This window comes from Cupriavidus sp. 207A1 (assembly GCF_057798955.1).
Window position 1 is genome coordinate 493,857 of the sequence record NZ_JBYOJO010000001.1, and the last position, 24,103, is coordinate 517,959.

22 protein-coding genes are annotated in these 24,103 nt (G+C 68.2%); 12 read left to right on the plus strand and 10 right to left on the minus strand.

Annotation, left to right across the window (positions count from 1 at the left end):
* Together AC3FMM_RS02245 and AC3FMM_RS02250 are read left to right on the plus strand one after the other, a co-directional pair.
* Positions 1–1,077, plus strand: coding sequence for a 3-ketosteroid-9-alpha-monooxygenase, oxygenase component (locus AC3FMM_RS02245; protein WP_115712541.1), 1,077 nt, complete (start codon positions 1–3; stop codon positions 1,075–1,077).
* A gap of 2 nt (positions 1,078–1,079) precedes the next feature.
* Entirely contained in the window at positions 1,080–1,871 is a 792-nt protein-coding gene (locus tag AC3FMM_RS02250) for an SDR family oxidoreductase (RefSeq protein WP_115712543.1), read from the plus strand.
* A 472-nt stretch (positions 1,872–2,343) separates the two neighbouring features.
* Here the strand turns inward: AC3FMM_RS02250 and AC3FMM_RS02255 are convergent, their stop codons facing one another.
* From AC3FMM_RS02255 to AC3FMM_RS02265, 3 genes are all read right to left on the minus strand, one after another.
* Positions 2,344–3,723, minus strand: coding sequence for a DUF1329 domain-containing protein (locus AC3FMM_RS02255; RefSeq protein WP_115699839.1), 1,380 nt, complete (start codon positions 3,721–3,723; stop codon positions 2,344–2,346).
* 182 nt (positions 3,724–3,905) lie between these two features.
* On the minus strand, positions 3,906–5,033 hold the full coding sequence (locus AC3FMM_RS02260) for an acyl-CoA dehydrogenase family protein (protein WP_116313564.1): 1,128 nt from the start codon (positions 5,031–5,033) through the stop codon (positions 3,906–3,908).
* A gap of 13 nt (positions 5,034–5,046) precedes the next feature.
* Positions 5,047–6,240: an acyl-CoA dehydrogenase family protein gene (locus AC3FMM_RS02265; protein ID WP_115681583.1), complete on the minus strand. Its 1,194-nt coding sequence runs from the start codon at positions 6,238–6,240 to the stop codon at positions 5,047–5,049.
* A gap of 361 nt (positions 6,241–6,601) precedes the next feature.
* Between AC3FMM_RS02265 and AC3FMM_RS02270 the strand changes: the two genes are divergently transcribed.
* The 4 genes from AC3FMM_RS02270 to AC3FMM_RS02285 all read left to right on the plus strand — a co-directional run bounded on the left by AC3FMM_RS02270 (position 6,602) and on the right by AC3FMM_RS02285 (position 10,644).
* Positions 6,602–8,122, plus strand: a complete 1,521-nt coding sequence (locus AC3FMM_RS02270) for a class I adenylate-forming enzyme family protein (protein ID WP_326348129.1) — start codon at positions 6,602–6,604, stop codon at positions 8,120–8,122.
* Between the two features lie 52 nt (positions 8,123–8,174).
* Entirely contained in the window at positions 8,175–9,146 is a 972-nt protein-coding gene (locus AC3FMM_RS02275; RefSeq protein WP_116313566.1) for a Bug family tripartite tricarboxylate transporter substrate binding protein, read from the plus strand.
* Positions 9,147–9,879: 733 nt separating this feature from the next.
* On the plus strand, positions 9,880–10,230 hold the full coding sequence (locus AC3FMM_RS02280) for a hypothetical protein (RefSeq protein WP_147299331.1): 351 nt from the start codon (positions 9,880–9,882) through the stop codon (positions 10,228–10,230).
* Positions 10,231–10,308: 78 nt separating this feature from the next.
* Positions 10,309–10,644 carry a helix-turn-helix domain-containing protein gene (locus AC3FMM_RS02285; RefSeq protein WP_115681578.1) on the plus strand — a complete coding sequence of 112 codons (336 nt, stop codon included), beginning with the start codon at positions 10,309–10,311 and terminating at the stop codon, positions 10,642–10,644.
* Between the two features lie 89 nt (positions 10,645–10,733).
* Here the strand turns inward: AC3FMM_RS02285 and AC3FMM_RS02290 are convergent, their stop codons facing one another.
* The 5 genes from AC3FMM_RS02290 to AC3FMM_RS02310 all read right to left on the minus strand — a co-directional run bounded on the left by AC3FMM_RS02290 (position 10,734) and on the right by AC3FMM_RS02310 (position 16,305).
* Positions 10,734–11,600 carry an HTD2 family dehydratase gene (locus tag AC3FMM_RS02290; RefSeq protein ID WP_115712556.1) on the minus strand — a complete coding sequence of 289 codons (867 nt, stop codon included), beginning with the start codon at positions 11,598–11,600 and terminating at the stop codon, positions 10,734–10,736.
* Between the two features lie 42 nt (positions 11,601–11,642).
* Positions 11,643–12,467 carry an HpcH/HpaI aldolase/citrate lyase family protein gene (locus tag AC3FMM_RS02295; protein ID WP_116313569.1) on the minus strand — a complete coding sequence of 275 codons (825 nt, stop codon included), beginning with the start codon at positions 12,465–12,467 and terminating at the stop codon, positions 11,643–11,645.
* An 8-nt stretch (positions 12,468–12,475) separates the two neighbouring features.
* Positions 12,476–13,858 carry an MmgE/PrpD family protein gene (locus tag AC3FMM_RS02300; protein ID WP_115681575.1) on the minus strand — a complete coding sequence of 461 codons (1,383 nt, stop codon included), beginning with the start codon at positions 13,856–13,858 and terminating at the stop codon, positions 12,476–12,478.
* A gap of 71 nt (positions 13,859–13,929) precedes the next feature.
* Entirely contained in the window at positions 13,930–15,126 is a 1,197-nt protein-coding gene (locus AC3FMM_RS02305) for a CaiB/BaiF CoA transferase family protein (RefSeq protein ID WP_115712560.1), read from the minus strand.
* 9 nt (positions 15,127–15,135) lie between these two features.
* Positions 15,136–16,305, minus strand: coding sequence for an acyl-CoA dehydrogenase family protein (locus AC3FMM_RS02310; RefSeq protein ID WP_116313570.1), 1,170 nt, complete (start codon positions 16,303–16,305; stop codon positions 15,136–15,138).
* 496 nt (positions 16,306–16,801) lie between these two features.
* Between AC3FMM_RS02310 and AC3FMM_RS02315 the strand changes: the two genes are divergently transcribed.
* The gene (locus AC3FMM_RS02315) at positions 16,802–17,269 is read left to right on the plus strand and encodes an MgtC/SapB family protein (protein ID WP_115712563.1); all 468 of its coding nucleotides are present in this window, start codon (positions 16,802–16,804) and stop codon (positions 17,267–17,269) included.
* Between the two features lie 194 nt (positions 17,270–17,463).
* A complete protein-coding gene (locus tag AC3FMM_RS02320) occupies positions 17,464–17,970 on the plus strand; it encodes a DUF2628 domain-containing protein (RefSeq protein ID WP_240071751.1) in 507 nt (168 codons plus the stop codon).
* A 14-nt stretch (positions 17,971–17,984) separates the two neighbouring features.
* On the opposite strand, the gene AC3FMM_RS02325 is transcribed toward AC3FMM_RS02320, so the two are convergent.
* Positions 17,985–18,887 carry a LysR family transcriptional regulator gene (locus tag AC3FMM_RS02325; protein ID WP_012355383.1) on the minus strand — a complete coding sequence of 301 codons (903 nt, stop codon included), beginning with the start codon at positions 18,885–18,887 and terminating at the stop codon, positions 17,985–17,987.
* A 203-nt stretch (positions 18,888–19,090) separates the two neighbouring features.
* Here AC3FMM_RS02325 and AC3FMM_RS02330 point away from each other — a divergent pair, with 203 nt between their 5' ends.
* The 3 genes from AC3FMM_RS02330 to AC3FMM_RS02340 all read left to right on the plus strand — a co-directional run bounded on the left by AC3FMM_RS02330 (position 19,091) and on the right by AC3FMM_RS02340 (position 21,571).
* Positions 19,091–20,005, plus strand: coding sequence for an SDR family NAD(P)-dependent oxidoreductase (locus AC3FMM_RS02330; RefSeq protein ID WP_115681571.1), 915 nt, complete (start codon positions 19,091–19,093; stop codon positions 20,003–20,005).
* Positions 20,005–21,249: a CaiB/BaiF CoA transferase family protein gene (locus tag AC3FMM_RS02335; RefSeq protein ID WP_115712567.1), complete on the plus strand. Its 1,245-nt coding sequence runs from the start codon at positions 20,005–20,007 to the stop codon at positions 21,247–21,249. The genes AC3FMM_RS02330 and AC3FMM_RS02335 overlap by 1 nt, the downstream gene beginning before the upstream one ends.
* Positions 21,250–21,364: 115 nt before the next feature.
* Positions 21,365–21,571: a DUF6494 family protein gene (locus tag AC3FMM_RS02340; protein ID WP_115712569.1), complete on the plus strand. Its 207-nt coding sequence runs from the start codon at positions 21,365–21,367 to the stop codon at positions 21,569–21,571.
* A 23-nt stretch (positions 21,572–21,594) separates the two neighbouring features.
* On the opposite strand, the gene AC3FMM_RS02345 is transcribed toward AC3FMM_RS02340, so the two are convergent.
* On the minus strand, positions 21,595–22,767 hold the full coding sequence (locus AC3FMM_RS02345) for an AraC family transcriptional regulator (RefSeq protein WP_326348139.1): 1,173 nt from the start codon (positions 22,765–22,767) through the stop codon (positions 21,595–21,597).
* A 300-nt stretch (positions 22,768–23,067) separates the two neighbouring features.
* On the opposite strand from AC3FMM_RS02345, the gene AC3FMM_RS02350 reads away from it, so the two are divergent.
* Positions 23,068–24,099, plus strand: a complete 1,032-nt coding sequence (locus tag AC3FMM_RS02350) for a Bug family tripartite tricarboxylate transporter substrate binding protein (protein WP_115712572.1) — start codon at positions 23,068–23,070, stop codon at positions 24,097–24,099.
* Positions 24,100–24,103 lie beyond the last annotated feature (4 nt).

The window sequence follows — 24,103 nt, forward strand, 5'->3', positions numbered from 1 at the left end:
ATGAGCGTTCAAGGCTACAAGATCGAATCGCGCCCGCCCGAGGCCCGCTACGCGCGCGGCTGGCATTGCCTGGGCCTGGCCGACAGCTACCGCGACGGCAAGCCGCACACGCTGGACATCTTCGGCAGGCGCCTGGCGGCATTTGCCGACTCGACCGGCGCCATCCGCGTGATCGACGGCCACTGTCCGCACATGGGCGCCGACCTCAGCACCGGCACCGTGCAGGGCGACAACCTGGTATGTCCGTTCCACGGCTGGCAATGGGGCGGCGACGGCGCGTGCAAGTCCATCCCCTATTGCAAGCGGGTGCCGCCCAAGGCGCGCATCGGCGCCTGGGAGACCTGCGAGCAGAACCGCCTGCTGTTTATCTGGCACGATCCCGAGGGCCGGCCGGCACCGCCGGAAGTCGCCATCCCGCGTATCGACGCCTGCTTCTCGGACGAGTGGTCCGACTGGGCCATGGACGAGATGGTGATCCGCACCAACTGCCGCGAGCTGGTCGACAATATCTCCGACATGGCGCATTTCGGCACCGTCCATGGCGCGCCGGTGGACTACTTCGCCAACCTGTTCGAGGACCACAAGGCCACCCAGCTGATGATCGGGCGCAGCGCGCGGCTCTCCGGCGACTCGCAGCTGACGGCGCTGTCCACGTACTTCGGTCCGGCCTACCACATCACCGACATGAGCGGGCGCATGGGCGACCAGGAGATCCATTCGGTGCTGCTGAACTGCCATGTGCCGATCGACCTGAACAGCTTCGTGCTGCGCTATGGCGTGCTGGTGAAGAAGGTCCCCGGTCTGTCCGACGAGCAGAACCGCGCCATGGCGCAGGCCTATGTCGACCAGGCCCGCGCCGCGTTCTACGAGGACGTGGCGATCTGGGACAGCAAGATCCGCATCGACAACCCGCTGCTGTGCGAAGGCGACGGGCCGATGTACCAGATGCGCGACTGGTACCAGCAGTTCTATACCGACGTCGAGCAGGTGCGGCCGTCCAGCGTGGCACGGCGCGTGGTCGAGATGAACCCGGGCAATATCGAGCCGCCGGCGCTGCGCCACGTGTTCGAGGACTGACCATGAAAACCGTGATCGTTACCGGCGCCGCGTCCGGCATGGGCGCGGCGGTGCGCCGGCGCATGCTGGCCGACGGCTGCCGCGTGATCGGGGTCGACCTGCGCGACGCCGACATCCTGGCCGATCTTTCCACCGAAGCAGGCCGCGCCGCGGCGATCGATGCCGTGCTGTCGCAGTCGGGCGGCCGCATCGACCAGCTGGTCTGCTGCGCCGGCCTGGGCCCGCATGTCGACCCGGCCACGCTGGTGGCATCGGTCAACTACTTCGGCGTGGTGGCGTTGCTGGATGGCTTGTTCGATGCGCTGCGCGAGGGCACGCAGCCGTGCGCCGTGGTAGTGTCTTCCAACTCGGCAACGCTGCAGTCATGGGACGGCAGCCCGCTGCGCGACGCTTACCTCGCCAATGACGAGGCTGGCGTGCTGGCCATGCTGGCCGCTGCCGCGCAGGCCGAAGCCACGCGCGACCAGGCCGGATACATTGCCTACGCCAGCTCCAAGCATGCGGTGACGGCCGCCGCGAGGCAACGCGCGCTGGCGTGGGGGCGGGCGGGTGTGCGCCTCAATGTGGTGGCGCCGGGCGCGGTGGAAACGCCGCTGCTGCAGGCCGGGCTGGCGGATCCGCGCTACGGCGATGCCATCCGTGATTTCGTTGCGCCGCTGGGCCGCCGCGCCCGGCCGGAGGAAGTGGCTGAGCTGATCGCCTTCCTGTGCGGCCCGCAGGCGGCTTACCTGCACGGCAGCGTGCTGTTCATCGATGGCGGGCTGGATGCCGCGCAGCGGCCGCTGAGGTTCTGAGGCCGTTCGCGCGCGTGGACGATGCGCGCGGGCCGCGCCGCATGGCTCCAGGTGGACGCCAGTAGCACTTCGCCGGCCGGCGTGGAACAATGCGGCCGGCGTTTTTTTGGTTCATACAACGCGTGCGAGCGCAGCGACGTCCTCCGTGCCAGAGCCGAAGACCTGAGACAGGGCGGCGCGCAGCGCAGCCGAAGGCGTCCCACCAATAACCTCGCCAGCAGCTGCCACCGGACCAACCTCGGGTTCGTCCATCCGACCTCGAACGCCAGCACATCCAGGTAGCGTCAGCAGGGTCGAATCACCAACCGCCACGCCGTCAGTCGCCACCGCCCGAACCACCAACACCGCCTTGGCCCGTCGCCCGCACTCCATCTAGCCGCCTTCGATACGCCGCAAAGCAATAAAGGGCCCGCAGGCCCTTTGAAGCGTTGCCAGGCGCAATCGGCGCGCCCGGCCTGCACTAATGCCGCAATCAGGTACCCGATCCGCGCGCCGCGTCCGGCGAGAAGAAGGCCTCGCTGAACTCCGGGCTGTTGTTCAGCTTCGGCATCGGCCCTTCGTTGGTCAGGCGGTCGGCCAGGTACGCGCCCGAGATCAGGTCATGATAGAACGTGGTGGTCGGGTAGTAGCGGCGCGCATCATAGGCATAGACCGAAGCCTGCAGGTTGGTGCGCCACAGCTGGCCGCGGCCGTCGTAGTTGTCGGCGGCCAGGGCCTGCCAGCTGTCTTCGTCCAGGAACAGCACGCGCTTGGCATACTGGTGACGGAAGCCGGACTTGAGCGTGGCCTCCAGGATCCATACACGGTGCAGCTCGTAGCGCATCACGTCCGGATTGGCGTGCCCGTTGGTGAGCAGGTCCTTGTACTTGACGGAGGCGCTCAGCAGCTTGTAGTTGTGGTACGGGACGTAGATTTCCTTCTTGCCGACGATCTTCCAGTTGTAGCGCTCGCCGGAGCCGTTGAAGAGGCGGTCGTCATCCACGGTGCGGAAGCCGCCGGGACCCTGCGGCTGGTCGAAGCCGAACTCCGGCGCCTGGCGCACGCGCCGCGTGCCCGGGTTGTAGATCCAGGTCCGGTTGGTGTCCGAGCCCTCCTGGTCCCACACCGCATAGCCGACGATCACCTGGCCGCGGTCGCGCAGCGGCAGGTCGGTGGCGGTGCGGAAGAAGGAGCGGTCGTTGAGCTTGTTTTCAGGGTCGAACTTGCCGTGATTGCGCGGCGAGAAGATGTTGTACGAGACCCGGCCCCAGGCGATCGAGCCGTTGGGATAGACCACGGCCTGGTCATACTGCGCCTTCTCGGCGCCGATGGCCGACGAGAAGCGCTGGTTCCACAGCAGCTCCATCGCCGTCTTCGGGATCGGGTAGGGCACCTGCGGTCCAGCATCCTTCAGGCCGTTGGCGTCGGGGGTCATGCTGACGGTGGTGGCGTAGGTGCGGATGTCCTTGTAGGCCGCGTCTTCGTAGCGGAAATCGCGATGGCTGGGATACACCGGCATCTTGAAGGTGTCGGGGTACTTCTTGAACATCGCCTTCTGGCCTTCGGTCAGCCGCTCGGCATACTGCGCCATGTTCTGCGCGGTGATGACGAACAGCGGCTTCTCGTCGCCGTACGGGTCCGGGTAGCGCTCGCCACGTTGGTATTTGACCTGCGGCGGCGTGCCCAGCCATTTGCCGCTCCAGGCCGGCACATCGCCGTCCTTGCTGGCGGCGCGCTCGGCGCCCATCGGCGTGAGGTTGCCGTCAAGCTGCTTGAGGTCTTCGGGGGTGACCTTCGCCCACGATGCCGCGGCCAGTGCCATGCTGGTCACCAGCAGGCCGCCGCGCAGCAGTCGATGTGTAGTGGATGTCATTGCAGTCTCGCTCCTTGGGAATGGCCGGCGACGTCCGTGCCTGTGGTCACAGGGTAGTGACGGCGCCGCGGCCGGGAATCGTTGGAACGGACTAGTGGATTTCCCCTAGGTTGAGGCCAGGCAACAAAAAGGCCGGGCAAGTGCCCGGCCTCCGTAGTCCTGACAGGTCGCAAGGGCCTGAATCAAGCCTCCATCACTTCCCCAAAACGCTGCAGGTGGTAATCGCTGTCGCCCAGAAGCTGGTCCAGCATGGTCAGGCGCTTGAAGTAGTCGCCCACCGACAGCTCGTCGGTCATGCCCATGCCGCCGTGCAGCTGCACCGCCTGCTGGCCGACAAAGCGGCCGGCGCGGGCCACCGTCACCTTGGCCGCCGACAGCATGCGGCGGCGCGCGGCAGGATCGGTCTCGTCCAGCGCCTGCGCGGCGACGTAGGCCATCGACAGCGCCAGCTCCTTCTGCACCAGCATGTCGGCCATGCGGTGCTGCAGCGCCTGGAAGCTGGCCAGCGGCTTGCCGAACTGCTGGCGCGTGCCCAGGTATTCGCCGGTGATCTGGATCAGCTTTTCCATCGCGCCCGCGCCCTCGGCGCACAGCGCGGCGATGCCGTGCTCCAGGCCGACACCCAGTGCCGCCAGGCCGTCGGCGGGCTGGCCCACCAGCGCGCTGGCCGGCACGGCAACGTTCTGCAGCGACAGGTCGGCGGCGCGCTGGCCGTCGATGGTCGGGTAGGCGGTCACCGTGAGGCCCTTGCTGTCGCGCGGCACCAGGAACAGCGCGATCTCGTTGCTGCCCGAGACGCGCGCGGTCAGCAGGTAGGCGTCGGCGGCGGCGCCGTGCCAGACCACGCTCTTGCTGCCGCTGATCACATAGCCGTCGCCGCTGCGCTCGGCGCTGGCGCGGGCCGATTCCGGGCGGTAGCGCGTGGTCGGCTCCAGGTAGGCCAGCGTGACGATGCGCTCGCCGGACGCGATCGCGGGCAGCCACTCCTGCTTCTGGGCATCGCTGCCGTGGGCGGACAGGATGGCGGCGGCCATCACGCCGCTGGGCGTGACCGGCTCCAGCACCAGGCCGCGGCCCAGCTCGCGCTGCACCACCAGCTGGCTGGCCGGGCCTTCGCCGAAGCCGCCGAAGTCCGCCGGCACGGTCAGGCCCAGCACGCCCATCTCGGCCAGCTTGTTCCACACGCCGCGATCCAGGCTTTCGCCCTGGCGCGCGCTCTTGCGGCGGGCCTCGAAGGTGTATTCGGTATCGATGAAGCGGCGCAGGCTGTCCGCCAGCATCTGCTGCTCTTCGCTGTAGGTAAAGTCCATGTCAGCTATCCCTTCAGAAACCCAGGATCATCTTGGAGATGATGTTCTTCTGCACTTCGGTCGCGCCGCCGTAGATCGAGGTCTTGCGCATGTCGTAGTAGGTGGAGGCCGCCGGCGCGGCCCACTCCGGACCGGACACCGGCTGCGTGGCGCCGGGCTCGAGCCAGTCGGGCGAGTACGGCCAGGCATTGGGGCCGGCCACTTCCATCATCAGCATGGCCAGGTCCTGCTGCACCTCGGAGCCGCGGATCTTGACGATCGATGCTTCGGGTCCCGGCGTGCCGGCGGCCTGCGTGGCCACGCGCAGCAGCAGCATCTCCAGCGCCATGATGTCCATCTCGACGCGCGCGATCTTGTCGCGCATGCGCACGTCCTCTATCAGCGGACGGCCGGCGCCGTCGGTGGCTTGCGCGGCGTAGTGCTTGAGCTGGCGCAGCTCGCGGTGGCAATGGCCGATGCCGGCGATGCCGGTGCGCTCATGGCCGAGCAGGTACTTGGCGTACGTCCAGGCGCGGTTCTCTTCGCCGACCAGGTTCTCGACCGGCACTTCCACGTCCTCGAACCAGGTCTCGTTGACATCGTGGCCGCCGTCGAGCGTGGTGATCGGGCGCACCGTCACGCCGGGCGACTTCATGTCGATCAGCAGCATCGAGATGCCTTCCTGCGCCTTGGCTTCGGGATCGGTGCGCACCAGGCAGAAGATCCAGTCGGCGAAGTGCGCCATCGTGGTCCAGGTCTTCTGGCCGTTGACGATGTACTTGTCGCCCTTGCGCACCGCGCGGGTCTTCAGCGAGGCCAGGTCGGAACCCGAGCCCGGCTCGGAGTAGCCCTGGCACCAGAAGTCTTCCACGCCCGGGATGCGCGGCAGGAAGCGCTGCTGCATCTCCGGGCTGGCGTACTTCATCAGCACCGGGCCGATCATGGTCAGGCCGAACGGCAGCAGGCGCGGCGCGCCGGCGCGTAAGGTCTCGATCTCGAAGATCAGGCGCTGCAGCGCGGTCCAGCCGGTGCCGCCCCATTGCTTCGGCCAGGTGGGCGCGCCCCAGCCCTGCGCCTGCAGGATGCGGTGCCAGCGGACGTAGTCGTCCTTCTCCACGCGCTGGTGGTTGAGCACCTTGTTGCGGATGTCTTCCGGCAATTTTGCCTGCACGAAAGCGCGGACTTCCTCGCGGAAGGCCTGTTCCTCGGCGGTGAAACGCAAATCCATCTGAATGTCCCCTGTGGTACGCGGGCCGCGCCGGACCGGCGCGCGAACCGGCAGTGTTGCCGGGTTGTGCGGCGCGCCATGGCGCAAGCCCTTGCTGTGCCGGCCGATTGTATTGGCGGGCCGGGATTCGTTGCTTTATCAATCCGGAAGGCGTCCTTCGCGCAGGCGGAACCAGGCGCACCCGGCAACGCTTGCCATGGGCGCCAGCGTGCGGACCCTCGCATGGACGAACACGACCTTAGTGAATTCCAAATGGCTGCGGCGCGAGGGTTGCCGCAAACTGATGCGGCCGGTTTTGATGTGGCCGGGTGCATTCCGCCGCATATCCGACTCAGCTCGCATTCGAGAGATCCCCAGCACCATGTCTTCCTTCCGCCCCCAATTCATCCACGAGATCCCGGCCCACTGGGCCGCGCAGACCCCGCAGGCCCCATGCCTGTACGAGAACGGTACCGTCGTCAGCTATGGCGAGCTGTGGCGGCGCATCGAAGCCGCGCGTGACTGGCTGGCGGCGCAGGGCGCAGGCGAGGGCGACCGGGTCATGGTCGTGGGCGAGAACTGCAACGAGATGGTGGTCACGCTGTTCGCCTGCAGCCTGCTGCACGCGTGGCCGATCAACGTCAACGCGCGCCTGTCCGCGCGCGAGATCGACAATATCCGCGGCCACGCGCAGCCGGCGCTGGTGCTGTTCACCGGCCATGTTTCCGACGTGGCCGCGGCGCACGGCGAGCGGCTGGGTGCGCAGGCCACTGGCTGCGCAGTCTATGACGATGGCATGCGCGTGGCGCGTGCAGATCGTGCCCCGCAGCGCGAACCTGCCGAGCTGGCCCGCCGCGTCGCCACGCTGATCTATACCTCCGGCACCACCGGCGCGCCCAAGGGCGTGATGGTGCCGCACGCGGGGCTGACGCAGTTTGCGCGCATCTCCGCCACCTCGCGCGACATGGGCCCCGCCGACGTGGCCTACGGCGCGCTGCCGATGTCGCATATCTTCGGCATCGCCACCGTGCTGATGGCCACGCTGTACGCCGGCGCCAGCCTGTTCCTGCGCCCGCGCTTCGACGCCAATGAAGTGTTCGAGGCCCTGGCTGCGCCCGGCGTCACCATCCTGCAGGGCGTGCCGACCATGTTCACGCGCATCATGGCGGTGGCGCCCGCGCTGGGCGCGAAGCCGGGCGCCTATCCGCGCCTGCGCTACCTCTATACCGGCGGCGCGCCGCTCGATCCCACCCTCAAGCGCGACGTCGAAACGCTGTTCGGCCAGCCGCTGCACCACGGCTACGGCATCACCGAATACGCCGGCTCGCTCTTCATCACGCGCATGGACGCGCCGCGCGCCGATTGCTCGGCCGGCTATATCGTCGAAGGCGTGGAGATCGCCATCACCGACGCCGAAGGCAAGCCGCTGCCAGCCGGCGAACGCGGCCAGATCCGCGTGCGCGGCCCGGGCGTGATGGTCGGCTACTACCGCAATCCCGAACAGACCGCCGAGGCGCTGCTGCCGGGCGGCTGGCTCAATACCGGCGACCTTGGCTATCTCGACGCCGACGGCGCGCTGTTCATTTCCGGCCGCTCCAAGGACCTGATCATCCGTTCCGGCTTCAATGTGTACCCGATCGAAGTGGAGTCGGTGATCAACGCCTTTGCCGGCGTGCGCCAGTCCGCGGTGGTGGGGCGTACCACGGCCGACGGCAACGAAGAGGTGGTGGCCTTCATCGAACTGCAGGAAGGCGCCGAGCTCGACCGCAAGGCGCTGGACACCTATCTGCGCGACAGCCTCGCGCCGTACAAGCGGCCCGCCGAAGTCCGCACCGTCGACGTGATTCCGACCACGGCGAGCGGCAAGCTGCTCAAGCAGCCGCTGCGCGCCATGCTCGACTAAGCCCCCGGGGCACGCGGCCCCGGGCAATAAGCCATCCTGGAGGAGATTACAAATGAAAACATGGAAGACGCTGGCGGCACTGACCGCCACGCTGCTGCTGCAGGGCGCGGCATGGGCCGCGGACGCCTACCCGTCGCGCCCGGTCAAGCTGCTGGTGGGCTACGCGCCCGGCGGCCCGGTCGATACCGCCGCACGCATCTACGCCGAGCAGCTCGGCCGCGTGCTCAAGCAACCGGTGGTGGTCGACAACCGCGCCGGCGCCAGCGGCGCAATCGCCGCCGACATGACCGCCAAGGCGGCGCCGGACGGCTACACGCTGTATTTCGTCGCCAGTCCCACCATGACCATGACGCCGCTGATCCAGCACTCGGTCAACTTCAATCCGGTCAAGGACTTCACCTACATCGGCCTGATCACCGACTACACCAACGTGCTGCTGGTGAACAAGGACTTCCCCGCCAAAAACGTCGGCGAGCTGGTCGCCTACGCCCGCAAGAACCCTGAGGGCGTCTCCTTCGGCTCCGCCGGCGTGGGTGCGTCCAATCACCTGTCGGCGGAACTGCTGGCACAGATGAACAACGTGAAGATGCTGCACGTGCCGTACAAGGGCAACGCGCCGGCGATGGCCGACGTGATGAGCGGCAAGGTCACGTTCATGTTCGACATCACCGGCACCGCCATCGGCCATATCAACGGCGGCAAGGTGCGCGCGCTGGCGGTCACGTCCAAGACCCGCAACCCGGCGCTGCCCAACGTGCCGACCATGATCGAGTCGGGCCAGAAGGACTATGACCTGACCGGCTGGTACGCGCTGGTGGGACCGCAGAAGCTGCCGGCCGATGTGGTGGACAAGCTGGTCAAGGCGCAGAAGGCGGTGGGGGAGGATGCGGCCTTCCGGCAGCGGATGACCGCCGGGGGGTATGACGTCAACATCAGCACGCCCAAGGCGCTGGGGGACCGGATCCAGCGGGAACTGGCGTTGTGGGGTGGGGTGGTGAAGAAGGCGAATATTCAGGCGGATTGAAAGGATTTTCTTGGTTGGCGCGATGGGGCCGGCGGGAAGCCGGCCTTGTTGTTGTTGGGGGGGCGCGGGTGTATTTTTGGATGAGCGCTCTTGACTGGCGTGGCTGTTTCGCCGGCGTAGCCGGCGACCTACTTCTTGGCCGAGCGCCAAGAAGTAGGCAAGAAACGCGTCGCCTGTGCGGCTGGCAATCAATTCCGCGGTGTTGGTGGGTCGGGCGGTGGTGATTTCCGTTTGGCGTGGGTGGCCGTTCGATCCTGCTAACGCTATGTGAGTCAGGGGTGGTGCCTGCGATCACCCACTTTTGAACGATCCCAACAGGGTGTAGGCAGCCTGCTGCTGGCGCTATCGGTGGGACGCCTTCGGCTGCGCTGCGCGCGCTCCCTATCTTAGGTCTACGGCTCTGGCACGGAGTGCGTCGCTGCGCTCGCACCGCGCTGTCGCGTGCGATCCCAACAGCGTGTTTCCTCCCGCTTGTTTGCTCCCCTCTCCCGCTTGCGGGAGAGGGGCGGGGGTGAGGGCCGGCGCTTCAACGAAGTAGACCATCCGGTTTACTCTTAGCGCTACGCTGAGCTTGGTAACTTCTACGATTGACGCGACGTATCCATCCTTCACAATCTGCGCCTTGATTGTGAACGGCAAGCGGCTCTAGACTGGCTGGGCTTCTGACATAGCAGAAGCCGGGAGTGAGAACCTGGTTGACGCGACCTCTTCTTCTACCTTACGGAGGTCAACAATGCACCAGTCCACCATCGAACCCAACGCCTTCATCCCGCCTCGACTAGATGATTCTCTTTCGCGGTTCAGTCCCGAAACCCGCCGTGCAGCGCGTAAGGACGCGCTGCCTGTTCCTCGGCAACTCTTGTTATTGAATCTGCTGGACCAGGCCGATGCGGTTGCGCGAGGCACCGCATGCGTGCTGACGTTGGTGACTCACAGCGAATGCGATGCACAGGAAGAGGGGAGCGTAGCCTTGCAGGCGGCTACGTTGGATGCCTTGCGAGGGCTGTGTCAAGCGTCCCTTGGATTGCTGGCCGACAAGGTAGAAGACGTCGCGGAGGGAATTGAGGAGGCGATGGTCGGTTAATCAATCGCGGCCCACGAGGCTTCGTGCCGACCTGCACGAAGCGCGCCGCGGATTCGTCAACGCGAGGAATGGCAAACCATGAAGATCGACACCCAGATTCGCCACGTCACCAAGCCGGGCGCCAACCTGTTCCTGGAACTGGGTTTTCCGCCGGCGGAAGCCAAGCGGCTGCAGGCCGCGTCGAAAAAGCAGATCAACGACACTTTGCAGTTGAAGGAACAACTCATGGACGAGCTGGCTGCATGGATCGAGCAGCATCACCTGAAGCAGGCGGACGCTGCAGAAATCCTGATGGTGTCTCGTCCGCGCGTGTCCGACGTCGTGAACCGAAAGACGTCCAAGTTCACCATCGACACACTGGTCGAGATGTTGAGCCGAATTGGCAAGCCCGTTCGCCTGGCAATCGGCCGATAACACAAGCCGGGGCGCGCATCGGCGAGACGGCGCAACGCTGGCAAGCGGACGGATAAGTCCGACTGCAGCATCCCCGGCCGCGCTTATTTTTACCCCTCCACCTCCGCCCACCCCTGCATCGCCTGCCCGCCAGCATCATCCCCCGTCCACAGCTCCAGCCGCCCCGGCTGCGCCGGATTAGCCGCGCCACCGACCGTGATGGTGTCCTGGTCGAACAACGGCGCCAGCCCTCGGAACCCGAAGCGGCGCACGCGTGCCTTGGGCTGCTCGCGCGCCACCAGGTCCAGCATCAGCATGGCCTGCATCGGGCCGTGCACCACCAGGCCGGGATAGCCTTCGACCTCGCGCGTGTACTGGCGGTCGTAGTGGATGCGGTGGCCGTTGAAGGTCAGCGCCGAATAGCGGAACAGCATGACCGGATCGGCCTGCAGCGTGCGCTGCCATTGCGCGGTCTGCTCCAGGCGCGGGCGTGGCGGTTGCGGCTTGGTGGGGTCCGGCATGGCGCGGTAGACGATGTCGTGGCGCTCGTTGACGGCGGTGTTGCCGTTGACGGTCAGTTCGTGGTCGACGGCGACGAACCAGAGCTCGCCGGTGCGGCCGGTCTTGTACTGGACGTCGCGGATGGTGGAGGTGCGCGTGACGGTGTCGCCGATATGCAGCGGATGGTTGAAGCTGACTTCGCTGCCGGCCCACATGCGGCGCGGCAGCGGCACCGGGGGCATGAAGCCACCGAGGGTGGGATGGCCGTCGCGGCCGAGTTCGCGCTGTGGCGCGCGCGGCAGGAAGTAGAGCCAGTGCCACAGCGGCGGCAGCGGGCCGGCGGCGATGGCTTCGGGGTCGAGGTCGAAGGTGGCGGCCAGGCCGGCGACCGGTTCCGGCGACAGCGTTTCGGTGCGCGTTTCGCTGCGGCCGATCCAGCCGCGCAGGCGTTCGAGTTCAGAAGTGGCGTCAGTCATGGCAGGTGGCCTTCAGATGCATGAGGGGAGTCGGAGGGTGCGCTATGGCGCCAGCGCGAGCAGCCGGCGGGCCTGCTCGATCACGGGCCGGTCGACCATCTTGCCATCGACCTGCACCGCGTGGCTGCCGCTGGCGGTGGCGTCGAGCACGCGCCGGGCCCAGTCGAGCTGCTCGGGGCTGGGCAGGAAGCCGGCGCGGACCGCACCCAGTTGCGCCGGGTGGATGCACAGCTTGCCGGCAAAGCCGAGTTCGCGTGCGTAGGCGACATCGCCGGCGAGCACGGCTTCGTCCTTGAGCGCGGTGGTGACGCCGTCGACCGGCGGCGGCAGCCCGGCCACGCGCGAGGCCAGCACGATGCGCGCGCGCGCGAAGGCGAGGGCGTCGCGGGTGTGGCTGCAGCCCAGGTCGACCGCATAGTCGAGCGAGCCGAAGGCCAGGCGCGCCACGCCGCTGGCCGCTGCCACGGCATCGACCTGGTGCAGGCCCAGCGCGGTCTCGATGATGGCGACCAGTTCGCCCTGCGGGCTGATCGCTTGCAGGGCCTGGGCGATGGTGTCGAGCGCGGCGGCATCCTCGGCCTTGGGTACCAGCAGCCCGGCCAGCGCGGTGCCCGGGGGCAGCGCGCGCAGCCAGGCCAGGTCGGCGGCAAAGGCAGGCGAGGCGCTGTCGTTGATGCGCACGAAGGCGTTGGCGCCGGGCCGGCGGGCCAGCCATGCGGCGATGGCTTCGCGCGCGGCGGGCTTGGCGTCCGGGTGGACCGCGTCCTCGAGGTCGAGGATCATCACATCGGGGCCGGCGGCGGCGGCCTTGTCGAAGCGCTCGGGCCGGTCGCCCGGCACGAACAGGTAGGTAACGGCGGTGGACATGGCGATCCTCAGCGCGCGGCGGGCAGCCAGTCGTTGACGTTCGGGGCCTGCTCGAGTGCCCACACACGCTGGATGATGGCGCGCATTTCGGCCTCGCTGGCGCCCTGGCGGAACGCGCCCAGCTGCAGCGCCTTGGCTTCCAGTTCCGGGCGCGACAGCGTGTTGTCGGGATCGCCCTTGGGCACGTCGACGCGCGCGGCCAGCGTGCGGCCGTCGGTGGTCTTTGCCGTCACGCGGCCGATCCACTGGCGCGGGTAGGCGGCGTTGATCTCGGCATCCAGCTCCATGTCGACCTTGCCGCGGAACGCGGCCACCGCGGGGTCCTGCAGCGCATGCTGCTCGAACTCGCCCAGGCCGGCGTGGCCATGCACGGCCACCAGCCCCAGCACCGTGCCCATCGAGAACTTGGCCTGGTGGATGGTGGCGGGATTGACCACCGGGCCGAGCACGTCGATGGCACCCTGGTGCACATGCGTGGTGACGCTGGCAATCTGGTCGGCGGCAACGCCTTCGCGCTGCATCAGCGCCTTCAGCGCATCGGCAGCCGGGTGGGTGTGGCGGCACGACGCGAAGAACTTGAACGAGGTCTCCGCGGTGGCCCAGCGCGTGCCCAGGCCATCGGTCAGGCAGGCGGGGTTGGCATCGCTCGACATGCCGGCGGCCATGCCCTGGGCGCCTTCGAGGATCTGCTTCGCGCCGGTAAAGCCGGCGCGCGCCAGCCACGCCGACTGCAGGCCGTCGGCGGCGGCCTTGGCGGTGTGCAGCTGCTTGGAATCGGCGGCGTCGCGCAGGAATTCCCACAGGCCGGCGGCCTGCGTGCCGGCCGAGCCCAGCGCCTGGTTGATGCCTTCGGCGTCGAGGCCGAACAGCTTGGCCACCGCCGCGGCGGCGGCCAGCGTGCCGACGGTGCCGGTGGTGTGGAACACGCGGTAGTGCGAGCGGCCCATGAATTCGCCGATGCGGATGCCGGCTTCATAGCCGGCGATCGACGCCAGCAGCACCTCGGCACCGGTCTTGCCCTCGGCCTGCGCGGCGGCGACCACGGCCGGGAACACCACCGCGGCCGGATGCAGCACCGAGCCGTTGTGCACGTCGTCCTGCTCGACCACGTGCGAGGACGCGCCGTTGATCAGCGCGGCGAAGTAGGGCGAGGTACGGCGGCGGTCGACCAGCACTTCGGCGGCGCCGTCGGACGGGCCCATGGCCGCGGCGAACTCCTGCAGCTTGCGCACGGCCGGGGCGTCCTTGCCGGCGATGGCCGAGGCAATCCAGTCCAGGAACAGGTCCTTGGTGCGCTCGATCACGGGCGCGGGCACGTCGGCCAGCTTGAGGTTGGCCAGGAATTCGCAAAGCTGGCGGGTCGGGTAAGTGGTGTCTGCGGCTTGGCTCATGCCGGCTCCGGAGATTGAACAGTGCTTGCGGAAAAAGAAGGGCGCCCGGCTGGCCGGGCGCCGGTATTGGCTCAGATGGTGCGCTTGTCAGCCAGGGCGTCGATGTCGGTCTCGCCGTAGCCCAGCTCGGCCAGGATGCTGCGGCTATGCGCGCCCAGCGCCGGCACGTCGCCCATGACCGGTTCGACGCCCGACAGGTTGGCGGGCGGCAGCAGCGCGCCGATCGGGCCGTTCGGGGTGGAGACTTCGCGCCAGCGCTGGCGCGCCTGCAGCTGCGGATGGTTCCACACCGCCTCGATGTCGTTCATCGGCGCATTGGCGATCTGCGCCTGGTCCAGCAGCGCCTCGGCCTGCGCCACCGTCAGCGAGGCAAAGCGCGCCTCGATCAGCGCGGTCAGTTCGGGGCGGTTGCGCACGCGCGCGGTATTGCTGGAATAGCGCTCGTCCTGCGCCAGCGCGCGATCGCCGAGCACGATCTCGCAGAAGTTGGCGAACTCGCGTTCGTTCTGCACGCTGAAGATCACGCTGCCATTGCTGGTGCGATGCACGCCATACGGGGCGATGGTCGGATGCGAGGCGCCGAAGCGCGCCGGCGGCGTGCCGCCGTAGTGACCGAAATACAGCACCTGGTTCATCCACTCGGCCATCGCCTCGAACATGGTCACCTGCACGCGCAGGCCCTGGCCGGTGCGGCCGCGCTGCAGCAGCGCCGAGAGGATGCCGCTGTACGCGTACATGCCGGCCGCGATGTCGGCGATCGACACCCCGGCGCGCGACGGCTCGTTCGGGCCGCCGGTCAGGCCCACCAGGCCGGCGGCGGCCTGGATCAGCAGGTCATAGGCCTTCTTGTCGCGATAGGGGCCCGAGTCGCCGTAGCCGGAGATGTCGCAGACGATCAGCTTTTCGTACTTGCCGTGCAGGGTGTCGAAATCCAGGCCCATGCGGGCGGCGGCGCCAGGGGCGAGGTTCTGCACCAGCACGTCGGCATCGGCCAGCAGGCGGTGCAGGATGGCCTGCGCTTCATTGTCCTTCAGGTCCAGGGCCAGGCTTTCCTTGCCCCGGTTGAGCCAGACGAAGTAAGAGGCCTGGCCGTGCACCGACTGGTCATAGCCACGCGCGAAGTCGCCCACGCCGGGACGCTCGACCTTGATCACGCGCGCGCCCAGGTCGGCCAGCTGGCGCGTGGCGAAAGGCGCGGCCACGGCGTGCTCGAGCGAGACCACGCGGATGCCGTCGAGCGGGCGGATGCCTTGGGAGGAGTGGGACATGTAGGGTTCTCAGAACGAACGCGGCAACTCGAGCACGTGCTCGGCCACGTAGGACAGGATCAGGTTGGTGGAGATCGGCGCCACCTGGTACAGGCGGGTTTCGCGGAACTTGCGCTCGATGTCGTATTCGGCGGCGAAGCCGAAGCCGCCATGCGTCTGCAGGCAGACGTTGGCGGCTTCCCACGAGGCATCGGCGGCGAGCAGCTTGGCGATATTGGCTTCCTTGCCGCAGGGCCTGCCGGCGTCGAACCGCCGCGCCGCCTGGTAGCGCATCAGGCTGGCCGCCTCGACGTTGACATAGGCGCGCGCGATCGGAAACTGCACGGCCTGGTTCTGGCCGATCGGGCGGTCGAACACGATGCGGTCGCGCGCGTAGTTGCTGGCGCGCTCGACGAACCAGTAGCCGTCGCCGATGCACTCGGCGGCGATCAGGATGCGCTCCGCGTTGAGGCCGTCGAGGATGTACTTCAGACCCTTGCCTTCCTCGCCGATCAGGTTGTCGGCGGGGACTTCCAGGTTGTCGAAGAACAGCTCGTTGGTCTCGTGGTTGACCATGTTGCGGATCGGCTTGACGGTCAGGCCCTTGCCGATGGCGTCGCGCAGGTCGACCACGAAGACCGACAGGCCGTCCGACTTGCGTTTGACCTGGTCCAGCGGCGTGGTGCGCGCCAGCAGAAGCATCAGGTCCGAGTGCTGCACGCGCGAGATCCAGACCTTCTGCCCATTGACGATGTACTTGTCGCCCTGGCGCACCGCGGTGGTCTTCAGCTTGGTGGTGTCGGTGCCGGTGCTGGGCTCGGTCACGGCCATCGACTGCATGCGCAGCTCGCCCGAGGCGATGGCCGGCAGCCAGCGCTGCTTCTGCGCGTCGGAACCATGGCGCAGCAGGCAGCCCATTACGTACATCTGCCCGTGGCAGGCGCCGGAATTGCCGCCGCTGCGGTTGATTTCCTCCATGATGACCGACGCCGCGGTCAGCGACAGCCCCGAGCCGCCATAGGCTTCCGGAATCAGCGCCGACAGCCAGCCGGCCTGCGTCAGCGCCTGCACAAAGCTTTCGGGAAAGGCTTCCTGCTCTTCCACCCGTTGCCAGTACGCCGAATCGAAGCCCGCGCACAGGCTGCGCACCGCCTCGCGGATTTCGGGGTACAGCTGGTCGGGATCCTGGTCTGCGTGCATGGTGGCCGGGTCGATTGGAACTGGAGGCCATTATTCCCGAGCCCCCTGCACGCTGAAATTCGGATTTGCGAAAGAGCGGCTTAGGGCCGGCTTAGGTGGGCAGCAAGCGTCGCAGCGAAGGCCGCGCCACCATGCAAGACGCCCGGCGAACCGGGCGTGCAGGTGTGGCGCGCGGGGCGCCGGTGGAGGGTGGGCCGGTGCCGTGGCACCGCCTGCCGATCAGTGGACGAAGAGCCAGATCAGGACCAGGACAAAGGCCGGAACACCAAGTAGCCAGGCGAGGATATAGGGCATGGTGCAACTCCATGGGAGGACTGTGGTTGGTGATTCCAATATAGGAATGCCGCGCGGGCGGGACTGTCGGGGAGCTTCCGCTTGCCGTGTAGGACGCCGCCGCACACGCCGCAGGGACTACGGATGTGCCGCACAAGTCTTGCCGCGTGCCAGGTGTGCCGTGCTACGCTCAGGCCTGCACCCTAGTCCCCGGAGGTTGGCGATGGAGTCTGTCTGGACCGAGATCTTCCGTACCCTTCGCGCGGAATTTGCCGATGTGCCGGACGCGGCCGAGGCCACCCGCATCCTGGTGCGGCTGTTCATGGCGGTGCTGCTCGGCGGCGTGATCGGCTATGAGCGCGAGTCCTCGGGCAAGGCGGCGGGGCTGCGCACCCACATGCTGGTGGCGCTGGGCTCGGCGCTGTTCGTGCTGGTGCCGCTGCAGGCGGGCGTGCCGCTGGCCGACATGAGCCGCGTGCTGCAGGGGCTGATCGCCGGCATCGGCTTCCTCGGCGCGGGCGCCATCCTCAAGCAGAACGACGAAGCCCATATCAAGGGCCTGACCACCGCTGCCAGCATCTGGATGGTGGCAGCGATCGGCGTGGCGGCCGGGCTCGGGCGCGACACCACGGCGGTGATCGCCACGGTGTTCACTCTGGTCATCCTGCAGATCCTGCAGCGCTGGAAGTAACGTCGCCGCACCACGGACCGGTGCGCCGGTCTGTGCCCTTGCGCGCCAATCCACGCTTTTTCTCGGTGTTCGCGCGGCCAACGCGCGCCGAATGCGCGCCGGCGCACACAGCCGGGGCCCCGCGCGCCCTATGCTGTGGCACAGGTTGCGCCGCGAAGCCAGGGCGCCGCCGACGCAGCAGAGGGGAGGTTGGCATGCATGCATCGATCCGTGACGACGCGGCGCTGGCCGCATTCGTGGGGCCGCGCTTTCCGTACTACGGCGAGCGCTGGTCGGTAGCAGAAACCCACGGCGGCATCTCGTGGAACTGGGCGGCGTGCCTGCTGGGCCCGTTCTGGATGGCTTACCGGCGCATGTACTGGCAGGTGGGCGTCTATGCGCTGATCGTCGGCGCCGAGCCGCTGCTGCATGCATTGTTCGGCCTGCAGCTGCCGATGGCGGGCCGGCCGCTGCTGTACGCGATGGCGCTGCTGCTGGGGCTGTACGGCAATGAGCTGTACCGCTGGCACGCCGAGGCCACCATCCGCCATGTGCGCGAGTACCACTACTCGCCCGAACTGGTGAACGACTCGCTGGAACGCCGCGGCCGCACCAGCTGGCCGGGCGTGTTCGCCATGGGCCTGCTGTTGCTGGTGATGGTGGTGTCGCTGCGTCCGCTGGCGGCGCTGATGGTCCTGGGCGGCGCGCCCGGCGCAGGCTGAAACCGCGCGGCGCTCTAGACGGGCTCGCGCGCGGCGTCGACCAGGTACTGGATCAGGGTTTCGGCGAACTGCGGCAGTTCGCGCCCCGGCCGGCGCACCAGGCGCAGCTCGCGCCTGGCCCATTCGTCCTCCAGCGGGATAAAGCGCAGCACCTTGCGGCTGGCATAGCGGCGCGCGCAGCTGTTGGGCACGATGGCGATGCCGGCGCCGGCCTCGACCATGCGGCATACCGCATCGAAGCTGCCCACCTGGATGCGCAGGCTGATGCGCTTGCCCATGCCGGCGGCAATGCGGTCGAGGAATGACTGGATCGCGCTGAACTGGTTCAGCCCGACAAAGCGGCAGGTATCGAGCAGGTCGGCGAAATGCAGCCGCTTGAAGGTCGGCAGCGGATGGTTGACCGGCGCGATCACGATCAGCGCGTCGCTGCACAGATGCATCGCATCCAGGTCCTGGGTGGCAACCTCGCCGGCGACGATGCCGAGGTCGGCGGCGCCCGCGCTGATTGCCGACACGATCTCCTGCGACAGGTGCTCTTCCAGCTCGATATCCACGTCCGGGTTCTCGCTGAGGAAACGCGACACGCCGGTGGCGAGGAACGAGTTGGTCGCGGTGGTGTTGGCCAGCAGCCGCACGCGCCCCTTCACGCCCTTGGCATACGGGCGCAGGTCCGCGTGCAGGCATTCGAGTTCGCGGAAGACCTCGCGCGCGTGGCGCAGCAGCGCGTCGCCGGCCGGCGTAAGCCGCACGCCCTTGACCTGGCGGATCAGCAATTGTGTCTGGAACGCCTCTTCCAGCTGCTTGATCCGCGTGCTGGCGGCGGGCAGCGACAGAAAGCTGCGCTCGGCGGCACGGGTCAGGTTCTCCGTCTCGCCGACATTCAGGAAGAGGCGGAGGTCGGTCAGGTCGTAATGCATGGGCTTCTGTCAGGCCAAAGGCCAGTTTTGTGATTCGTGAATTCCAAAGGCTCGGGCGTCAATTTATCGTATCCGCTGCGGCGTGGACATCCGGATTGACCGCAGCGGCGGGCGTGGCCCGCTGCGCGGAGGCTGTTTCACCGGGTTTGCGGTCGGTGACCGCACAAAAAGTATTCAGAGGTCGAGTTCAGAGGAGACATGCAATGAGCGGTTTGATGGCAGGCAAGGTTGCGCTGGTGACGGGCGCCGGGGGTGGGATCGGGCGCGGCATCGCGCTGGCCATGGCGGCCGCCGGTGCCAGGGTGGTGGTCAATGACCTGGGCGTGTCGATGACCGGCGAGGGCGGCGACGCCGGGCCCGCGCAGCGCGTGGTCGAGGAAATCCGCGCCGCCGGCGGCGAAGCCGTGGCCAGCACCGACAGCGTGTCGACCTGGGCCGGCGCCAACGCCATCGTGCAATGCGCGCTCGACAACTTCGGCCGCATCGACGCCGTGGTCAACAACGCAGGCAACCTGCGCGACCGCATGTTCTTCAAGATGAACGAGGAAGAATGGCGCTCGGTGATCGACGTGCACCTGAACGGCACCTTCTTCGTCAGCCGCGCCGCGGCCAACTACTTCAAGGACCAGGAGAGCGGCGCCTACGTGCACATGACCTCCACCTCGGGCCTGATCGGCAACCTGGGCCAGGCCAACTATTCGGCGGCCAAGCTGGGCATCGCCGCGCTGTCGAAGTCGATCGCGCTGGACATGCAGCGTTTCAACGTGCGCTCGAACTGCATCGCGCCGTTCGCGTGGAGCCGCATGACCAGCTCGATCCCCGCCGAAACGCCGGAAGAAAAGGCGCGCGTGGCCAAGCTGCAAAAGATGGAAGCCGGCAAGATCGGCCCGGTCGCGGTCTACCTGGCCAGCCCGGCGGCGAGCGAGGTCAACGGCCAGATCTTCGCGGTGCGCGCCAACGAGATCATCCTGATGAGCCAGCCGCGTCCGGTGCGCTCGGTCCATATGAGCGAGGGCTGGACGCCGGAGTCGGTGGGCGAGGTCGCCATGCCGGCGATGCGCAGCAGCTTCTTCAAGCTGGAGCGCTCGCCCGACGTGATCAGCTGGGACCCGATCTGATGACGGCCGGCCAAGCCCCGGTGCGCGGCGCGCTTGCCGGCGTGCGCGTGCTGGACCTGTCGCGCATCCTGGCCGGCCCGTGGTGCGCGCAGAACCTGGCGGACCTGGGCGCCGAGGTGATCAAGGTCGAGCGCCCCGGCGCCGGCGACGATACCCGTTCGTGGGGGCCGCCGTGGCTGCCCGGCGCGGACGGGCAGCCGTCGCGCGACGCCACCTACTTTGCCGGCGCCAACCGCGGCAAGCAGTCGGTCACGCTCGATATCGCCAGCCCGCAGGGGCAGCAGATCGTGCGCGAGCTGGCCGCGAAGTCGCAGATCGTGCTGGAGAACTACAAGGTCGGCGACCTGAAGCGCTACGGGCTGGACTATGACAGCCTGAAGGCTGTGAACCCGGCACTGGTCTACTGTTCGATCACGGGCTATGGCCAGACCGGGCCGAGCGCGCACAAGCCCGGCTACGACTTTATTTTCCAGGGCCTGGGCGGCCTGATGAGCGTCACCGGCGAGCGCGACGACCTGCCCGGTGGCGGGCCGCAGAAGGTGGGCGTGGCGGTGGTCGACATGCTGACCGGCATGTACGCCACCGTGGCCGTGCTGGCCGCGCTGCGCCATGCCGAACGCACCGGCGAGGGCCAGCATATCGACATGGCGCTGCTCGACGCGGTGGTGGCGGTCGGCGCCACCCCCATCATCGCGCAGCGCGTGACCGGCCAGGCCATGCCGCGCTACGGCAACGCGCACGCCAACATGGTGCCCTACCATGTGTTCGCCACCGCCGACGGCTACATGATCGTCGCGGCGGGCAACGACGGGCAGTGGCAGGCGTATTGCCGCGGTGTCGAGCGTCCCGACCTGGCCGCCGACGAGCGCTTTGCCACCGGCCCCGGCCGCATCATCCACCGCGACACGCTGGTGCCCCTGCTCGAGGCGCATATGCGCACGCGGCCGACCGCGCACTGGGTGCAGGCGCTGGAAGCGCAGGGCATCCCGTGCGGGCCAATCAACGACTATGGCCAGGTGCTGGAAGATCCGCAGGTGCGGCATCGCGAGCTGCAGGTCGACCTGGTGCGCGACGACGGCAGCCTGTGCCCGACCGTCAAGAGCCCGCTGCGGCTGTCGGCCACCCCGGTGCAATACGATGCGCCGCCACCGCGCCTGGGCCAGCATACCGAGCAGGTGCTGCAGACGGTGCTGGGCCTGTCGGCCGAGCGCATCGCGCGGCTGCGCGAGCAAGGCGTGGTCTGAGCGCGTGCCGGCCGCCGCGTCAAGCGCGCGGGCCGGCGTGCCGCTGCAGGGATTGCGTCACTGGCGTAGGCTGTCCGGGTAGCGGCCGCATGCCGCGTCCTTCCCGGAGACAGCCATGGACGAAGAAACCTTCAACCTCAGCATCCGCAAGTTCCTGAAGGTGGTCGGGGTGAATTCCCAGCGCGAGATCGAGCAGGCCGTCGCCCGCGCCGTGGCCGACGGCTCGCTGGCCGGCAACGAGCACCTGCCGGTGTCGGTGACGCTGGAGCTGGCGGCGATAAAGCTGCAGGCGCGCTTCGACGGCGAGATCCGGCTCGAGTAAGCCGCCGGCTGCGCCATCGCCGGCTAGGCCGCCGGCACGCCTTCCTTGCGCATGCCGCGCATCCGGTATTCCCCCGGCGCCACGCCGGTCCATTTCTTGAAGGCGCGGTGGAACGTGCTCGGCTCGGAAAAACCGAGCCGCAGCGCCACGTCCTGCAGCGTCATGCCGGGACGCTCCATCATGCCGATGGCCACGTCGCGCCGCAGGCTGTCCTTGATGCTCTGGTAGCCGCGCCCTTCGTCGCGCAGGCGGCGGCGCAGGGTCTGCGGCGTGAGCCGCAGCAGCTGCGCCATCTGCTCCAGCGACGGCAGTTCGTCGTCCAGGTGCGAGCGCAGGTGCTGCCGGATGCGTTCCGCCAGGCAGCTGTTGTCGCGGTAGCGGATCAGCAGGTTGCGCGGGGTCTCGCGCAGGAAGTCGCGCAGGCTGGCGGCGTCCTGCATCACCGGCAGGCGCAGCGAGGCGGCGTCGAAGTGCAGGGCGGTAACGGGCTGCCCGTAGCTGACCGCGGCCTTGAATACGCGCTCGGTATCGGTGCGCCCCTGCGACGCGGCGGCGCTCAGGTCGACCCGCGTCAGCGGGATCTGCCCGGCCACCAGCCAGCTGACCAGCGCATAGGCATGGAACACAAAGGTCGATTCGGCAAAGCTGCGGCACGCCGACGCGGGCGCACGCGGATGCAGCACCACCGCCGCGGTCTTGCCGTCGACGCCCACATGCAGGCGCGGCGCGAAGGCGTCGATATGCTGGCGGTACAGGCGCAGCCCGGTGCGGATGGCGTCCTCGAGCGTGGCGCAATGGACCAGGCTGCGGCACACCTGCGCGAACACCCCAGGCGTCACGGGCCGGTCCAGCAGGCCCCACAGCTCATCGCGCATGACCCGGCGCAGCGTGCGGATCAGGGCCGCATACTGGCCCTGCGTCACGCGCGCGCTGGGCGAGGCCGGCAGGGCCGGCGAGATGTCGGCGCGGCGCAGCAGCGCATCGATGTCGTAGCCGAGCCGCCGCGCGCCCTGCAGGATATGCGTCACATGCTGGATGGCGATGGTGTGGCGAGCCGGCGCGGGTGGTTCCACCGTAGCACCCGAAGCCGCCGGGCTGCCGGCTTCGCGCAGGCGCGCCTCCGGCAGCGCGTGGCCGGCAATGTGCGGCTTGCCCGGCATCGGCGGGCGCAGCGATGGCAGAACGGCTGTTTGCATGGGTCTCCTCGTCACGGCGACGCGCCGGTGCCGGCCTCTCCAGGCCTTTCAGCCCTCTGGCCACATCATGGCGCCACCTTAGCAAGCCCGCGCGGCGCCGCACAATCGGGATTTGCCAAAGCCTGCCTTCCGCCTGAGCGATTCGGCCAATCATTTTGGCGCGTCTGGTCATTGTCCACGCACCGCAGCATCGCGCACTCTCCGGCAAGTACCTCTACAAGGCCGGCCCACCGGCCCGGGCGGATCCTGCAACGCGGCAAAAGCCCGTGCCCGCCCACGGAAAACCAAAGGAGACAGCACATGCAGGCAGATCGTCGTAGTGGAGAGCGTAGTCCGCGTCGCCGTACCCTGGGCCGCCTCGGCGCCGGATTGCTGGCGTGGAGCGGACTCGCAGCCGGCATGCTGGGCGCGGGCGTGGCCCACGCCCAGGCTGACTTCCCGGCACGCACCGTGCGTATGGTGGTGCCGTTCCCGGCCGGCGGCGCCACCGACGTGCTGGCGCGCGCGCTGGCCGAGGGCCTGGGCAAGCAGTGGAAGCGGCCGGTGGTGGTGGAGAACCGCCCGGGCGCCAGCGGCATGCTGGGCGCCGAAGTGGTCGCCCGTGCCGAGGCCGACGGCCATACCGCGCTGCTGACGATCACGCCGCTGGTGCAGGCGCCGAGCCTGTATGCGCGCGCGCCGTATGACCCGGTGAAGGATTTTGCCGCGGTGTCCGAACTCGGCACCACCAACCTGGTGTTCGCGGTCAATACCAGCGCCGTGCCGGCCACCAACCTGAAGGACTTTATCGCGCTGGTGCGCACCAAGCCCAGGCAGTTCTCCTATGGCTCGTTCGGCGCGGGCTCCAGCGGCCACTTGTATGGCGAAGTCTTCAACGACGCCGCCAAGATCGACATGCTCCATGTCTCGTACAAGGGCGAGGCGCCGGAGCTGAATGACCTGCTCGGCGGCCAGGTGCCGGCCGCGGTGATCTCGGTGATGGGCGCCAAGCCCCATGTCGCCACCGGCCGCCTGCGCGCGCTGGCGGTGACCGGACCCGCGCGCGCGCCGCAACTGCCGGACGTCCCCACCTTCCGCGAGGCCGGCATCGAAGGCATGGACGCCATGGGCTGGTTCGGCCTGCTGCTGCCGGCCGCCACGCCGCGCCCGATCGTCGAGAAGTTTTCCGCCGACGTCAACCGCGTGCTGGCCCAGCCCGACGTGCGCAAGCGCATGAGCGAGCTTGGCGTGATCCTGACCGGCAGCACGCCCGACGCGTTCGCCCAGACCGTCCAGGCCGACTACGTGCGCTGGGGCAAGGTGATCCGCACGCGCAATATCCGCCTGGACTGAGCTG

Coding starts and splice junctions, on each gene's coding strand:
- AC3FMM_RS02245 (WP_115712541.1), top strand. CDS start 1: ATGAGCGTTCAAGGCTACAAGATCGAATCGCGCCCGCCCGAGGCCCGC.
- AC3FMM_RS02250 (WP_115712543.1), top strand. CDS start 1,080: ATGAAAACCGTGATCGTTACCGGCGCCGCGTCCGGCATGGGCGCGGCG.
- AC3FMM_RS02255 (WP_115699839.1), bottom strand. CDS start 3,723: ATGACATCCACTACACATCGACTGCTGCGCGGCGGCCTGCTGGTGACC.
- AC3FMM_RS02260 (WP_116313564.1), bottom strand. CDS start 5,033: ATGGACTTTACCTACAGCGAAGAGCAGCAGATGCTGGCGGACAGCCTG.
- AC3FMM_RS02265 (WP_115681583.1), bottom strand. CDS start 6,240: ATGGATTTGCGTTTCACCGCCGAGGAACAGGCCTTCCGCGAGGAAGTC.
- AC3FMM_RS02270 (WP_326348129.1), top strand. CDS start 6,602: ATGTCTTCCTTCCGCCCCCAATTCATCCACGAGATCCCGGCCCACTGG.
- AC3FMM_RS02275 (WP_116313566.1), top strand. CDS start 8,175: ATGAAAACATGGAAGACGCTGGCGGCACTGACCGCCACGCTGCTGCTG.
- AC3FMM_RS02280 (WP_147299331.1), top strand. CDS start 9,880: ATGCACCAGTCCACCATCGAACCCAACGCCTTCATCCCGCCTCGACTA.
- AC3FMM_RS02285 (WP_115681578.1), top strand. CDS start 10,309: ATGAAGATCGACACCCAGATTCGCCACGTCACCAAGCCGGGCGCCAAC.
- AC3FMM_RS02290 (WP_115712556.1), bottom strand. CDS start 11,600: ATGACTGACGCCACTTCTGAACTCGAACGCCTGCGCGGCTGGATCGGC.
- AC3FMM_RS02295 (WP_116313569.1), bottom strand. CDS start 12,467: ATGTCCACCGCCGTTACCTACCTGTTCGTGCCGGGCGACCGGCCCGAG.
- AC3FMM_RS02300 (WP_115681575.1), bottom strand. CDS start 13,858: ATGAGCCAAGCCGCAGACACCACTTACCCGACCCGCCAGCTTTGCGAA.
- AC3FMM_RS02305 (WP_115712560.1), bottom strand. CDS start 15,126: ATGTCCCACTCCTCCCAAGGCATCCGCCCGCTCGACGGCATCCGCGTG.
- AC3FMM_RS02310 (WP_116313570.1), bottom strand. CDS start 16,305: ATGCACGCAGACCAGGATCCCGACCAGCTGTACCCCGAAATCCGCGAG.
- AC3FMM_RS02315 (WP_115712563.1), top strand. CDS start 16,802: ATGGAGTCTGTCTGGACCGAGATCTTCCGTACCCTTCGCGCGGAATTT.
- AC3FMM_RS02320 (WP_240071751.1), top strand. CDS start 17,464: ATGCATGCATCGATCCGTGACGACGCGGCGCTGGCCGCATTCGTGGGG.
- AC3FMM_RS02325 (WP_012355383.1), bottom strand. CDS start 18,887: ATGCATTACGACCTGACCGACCTCCGCCTCTTCCTGAATGTCGGCGAG.
- AC3FMM_RS02330 (WP_115681571.1), top strand. CDS start 19,091: ATGAGCGGTTTGATGGCAGGCAAGGTTGCGCTGGTGACGGGCGCCGGG.
- AC3FMM_RS02335 (WP_115712567.1), top strand. CDS start 20,005: ATGACGGCCGGCCAAGCCCCGGTGCGCGGCGCGCTTGCCGGCGTGCGC.
- AC3FMM_RS02340 (WP_115712569.1), top strand. CDS start 21,365: ATGGACGAAGAAACCTTCAACCTCAGCATCCGCAAGTTCCTGAAGGTG.
- AC3FMM_RS02345 (WP_326348139.1), bottom strand. CDS start 22,767: ATGCAAACAGCCGTTCTGCCATCGCTGCGCCCGCCGATGCCGGGCAAG.
- AC3FMM_RS02350 (WP_115712572.1), top strand. CDS start 23,068: ATGCAGGCAGATCGTCGTAGTGGAGAGCGTAGTCCGCGTCGCCGTACC.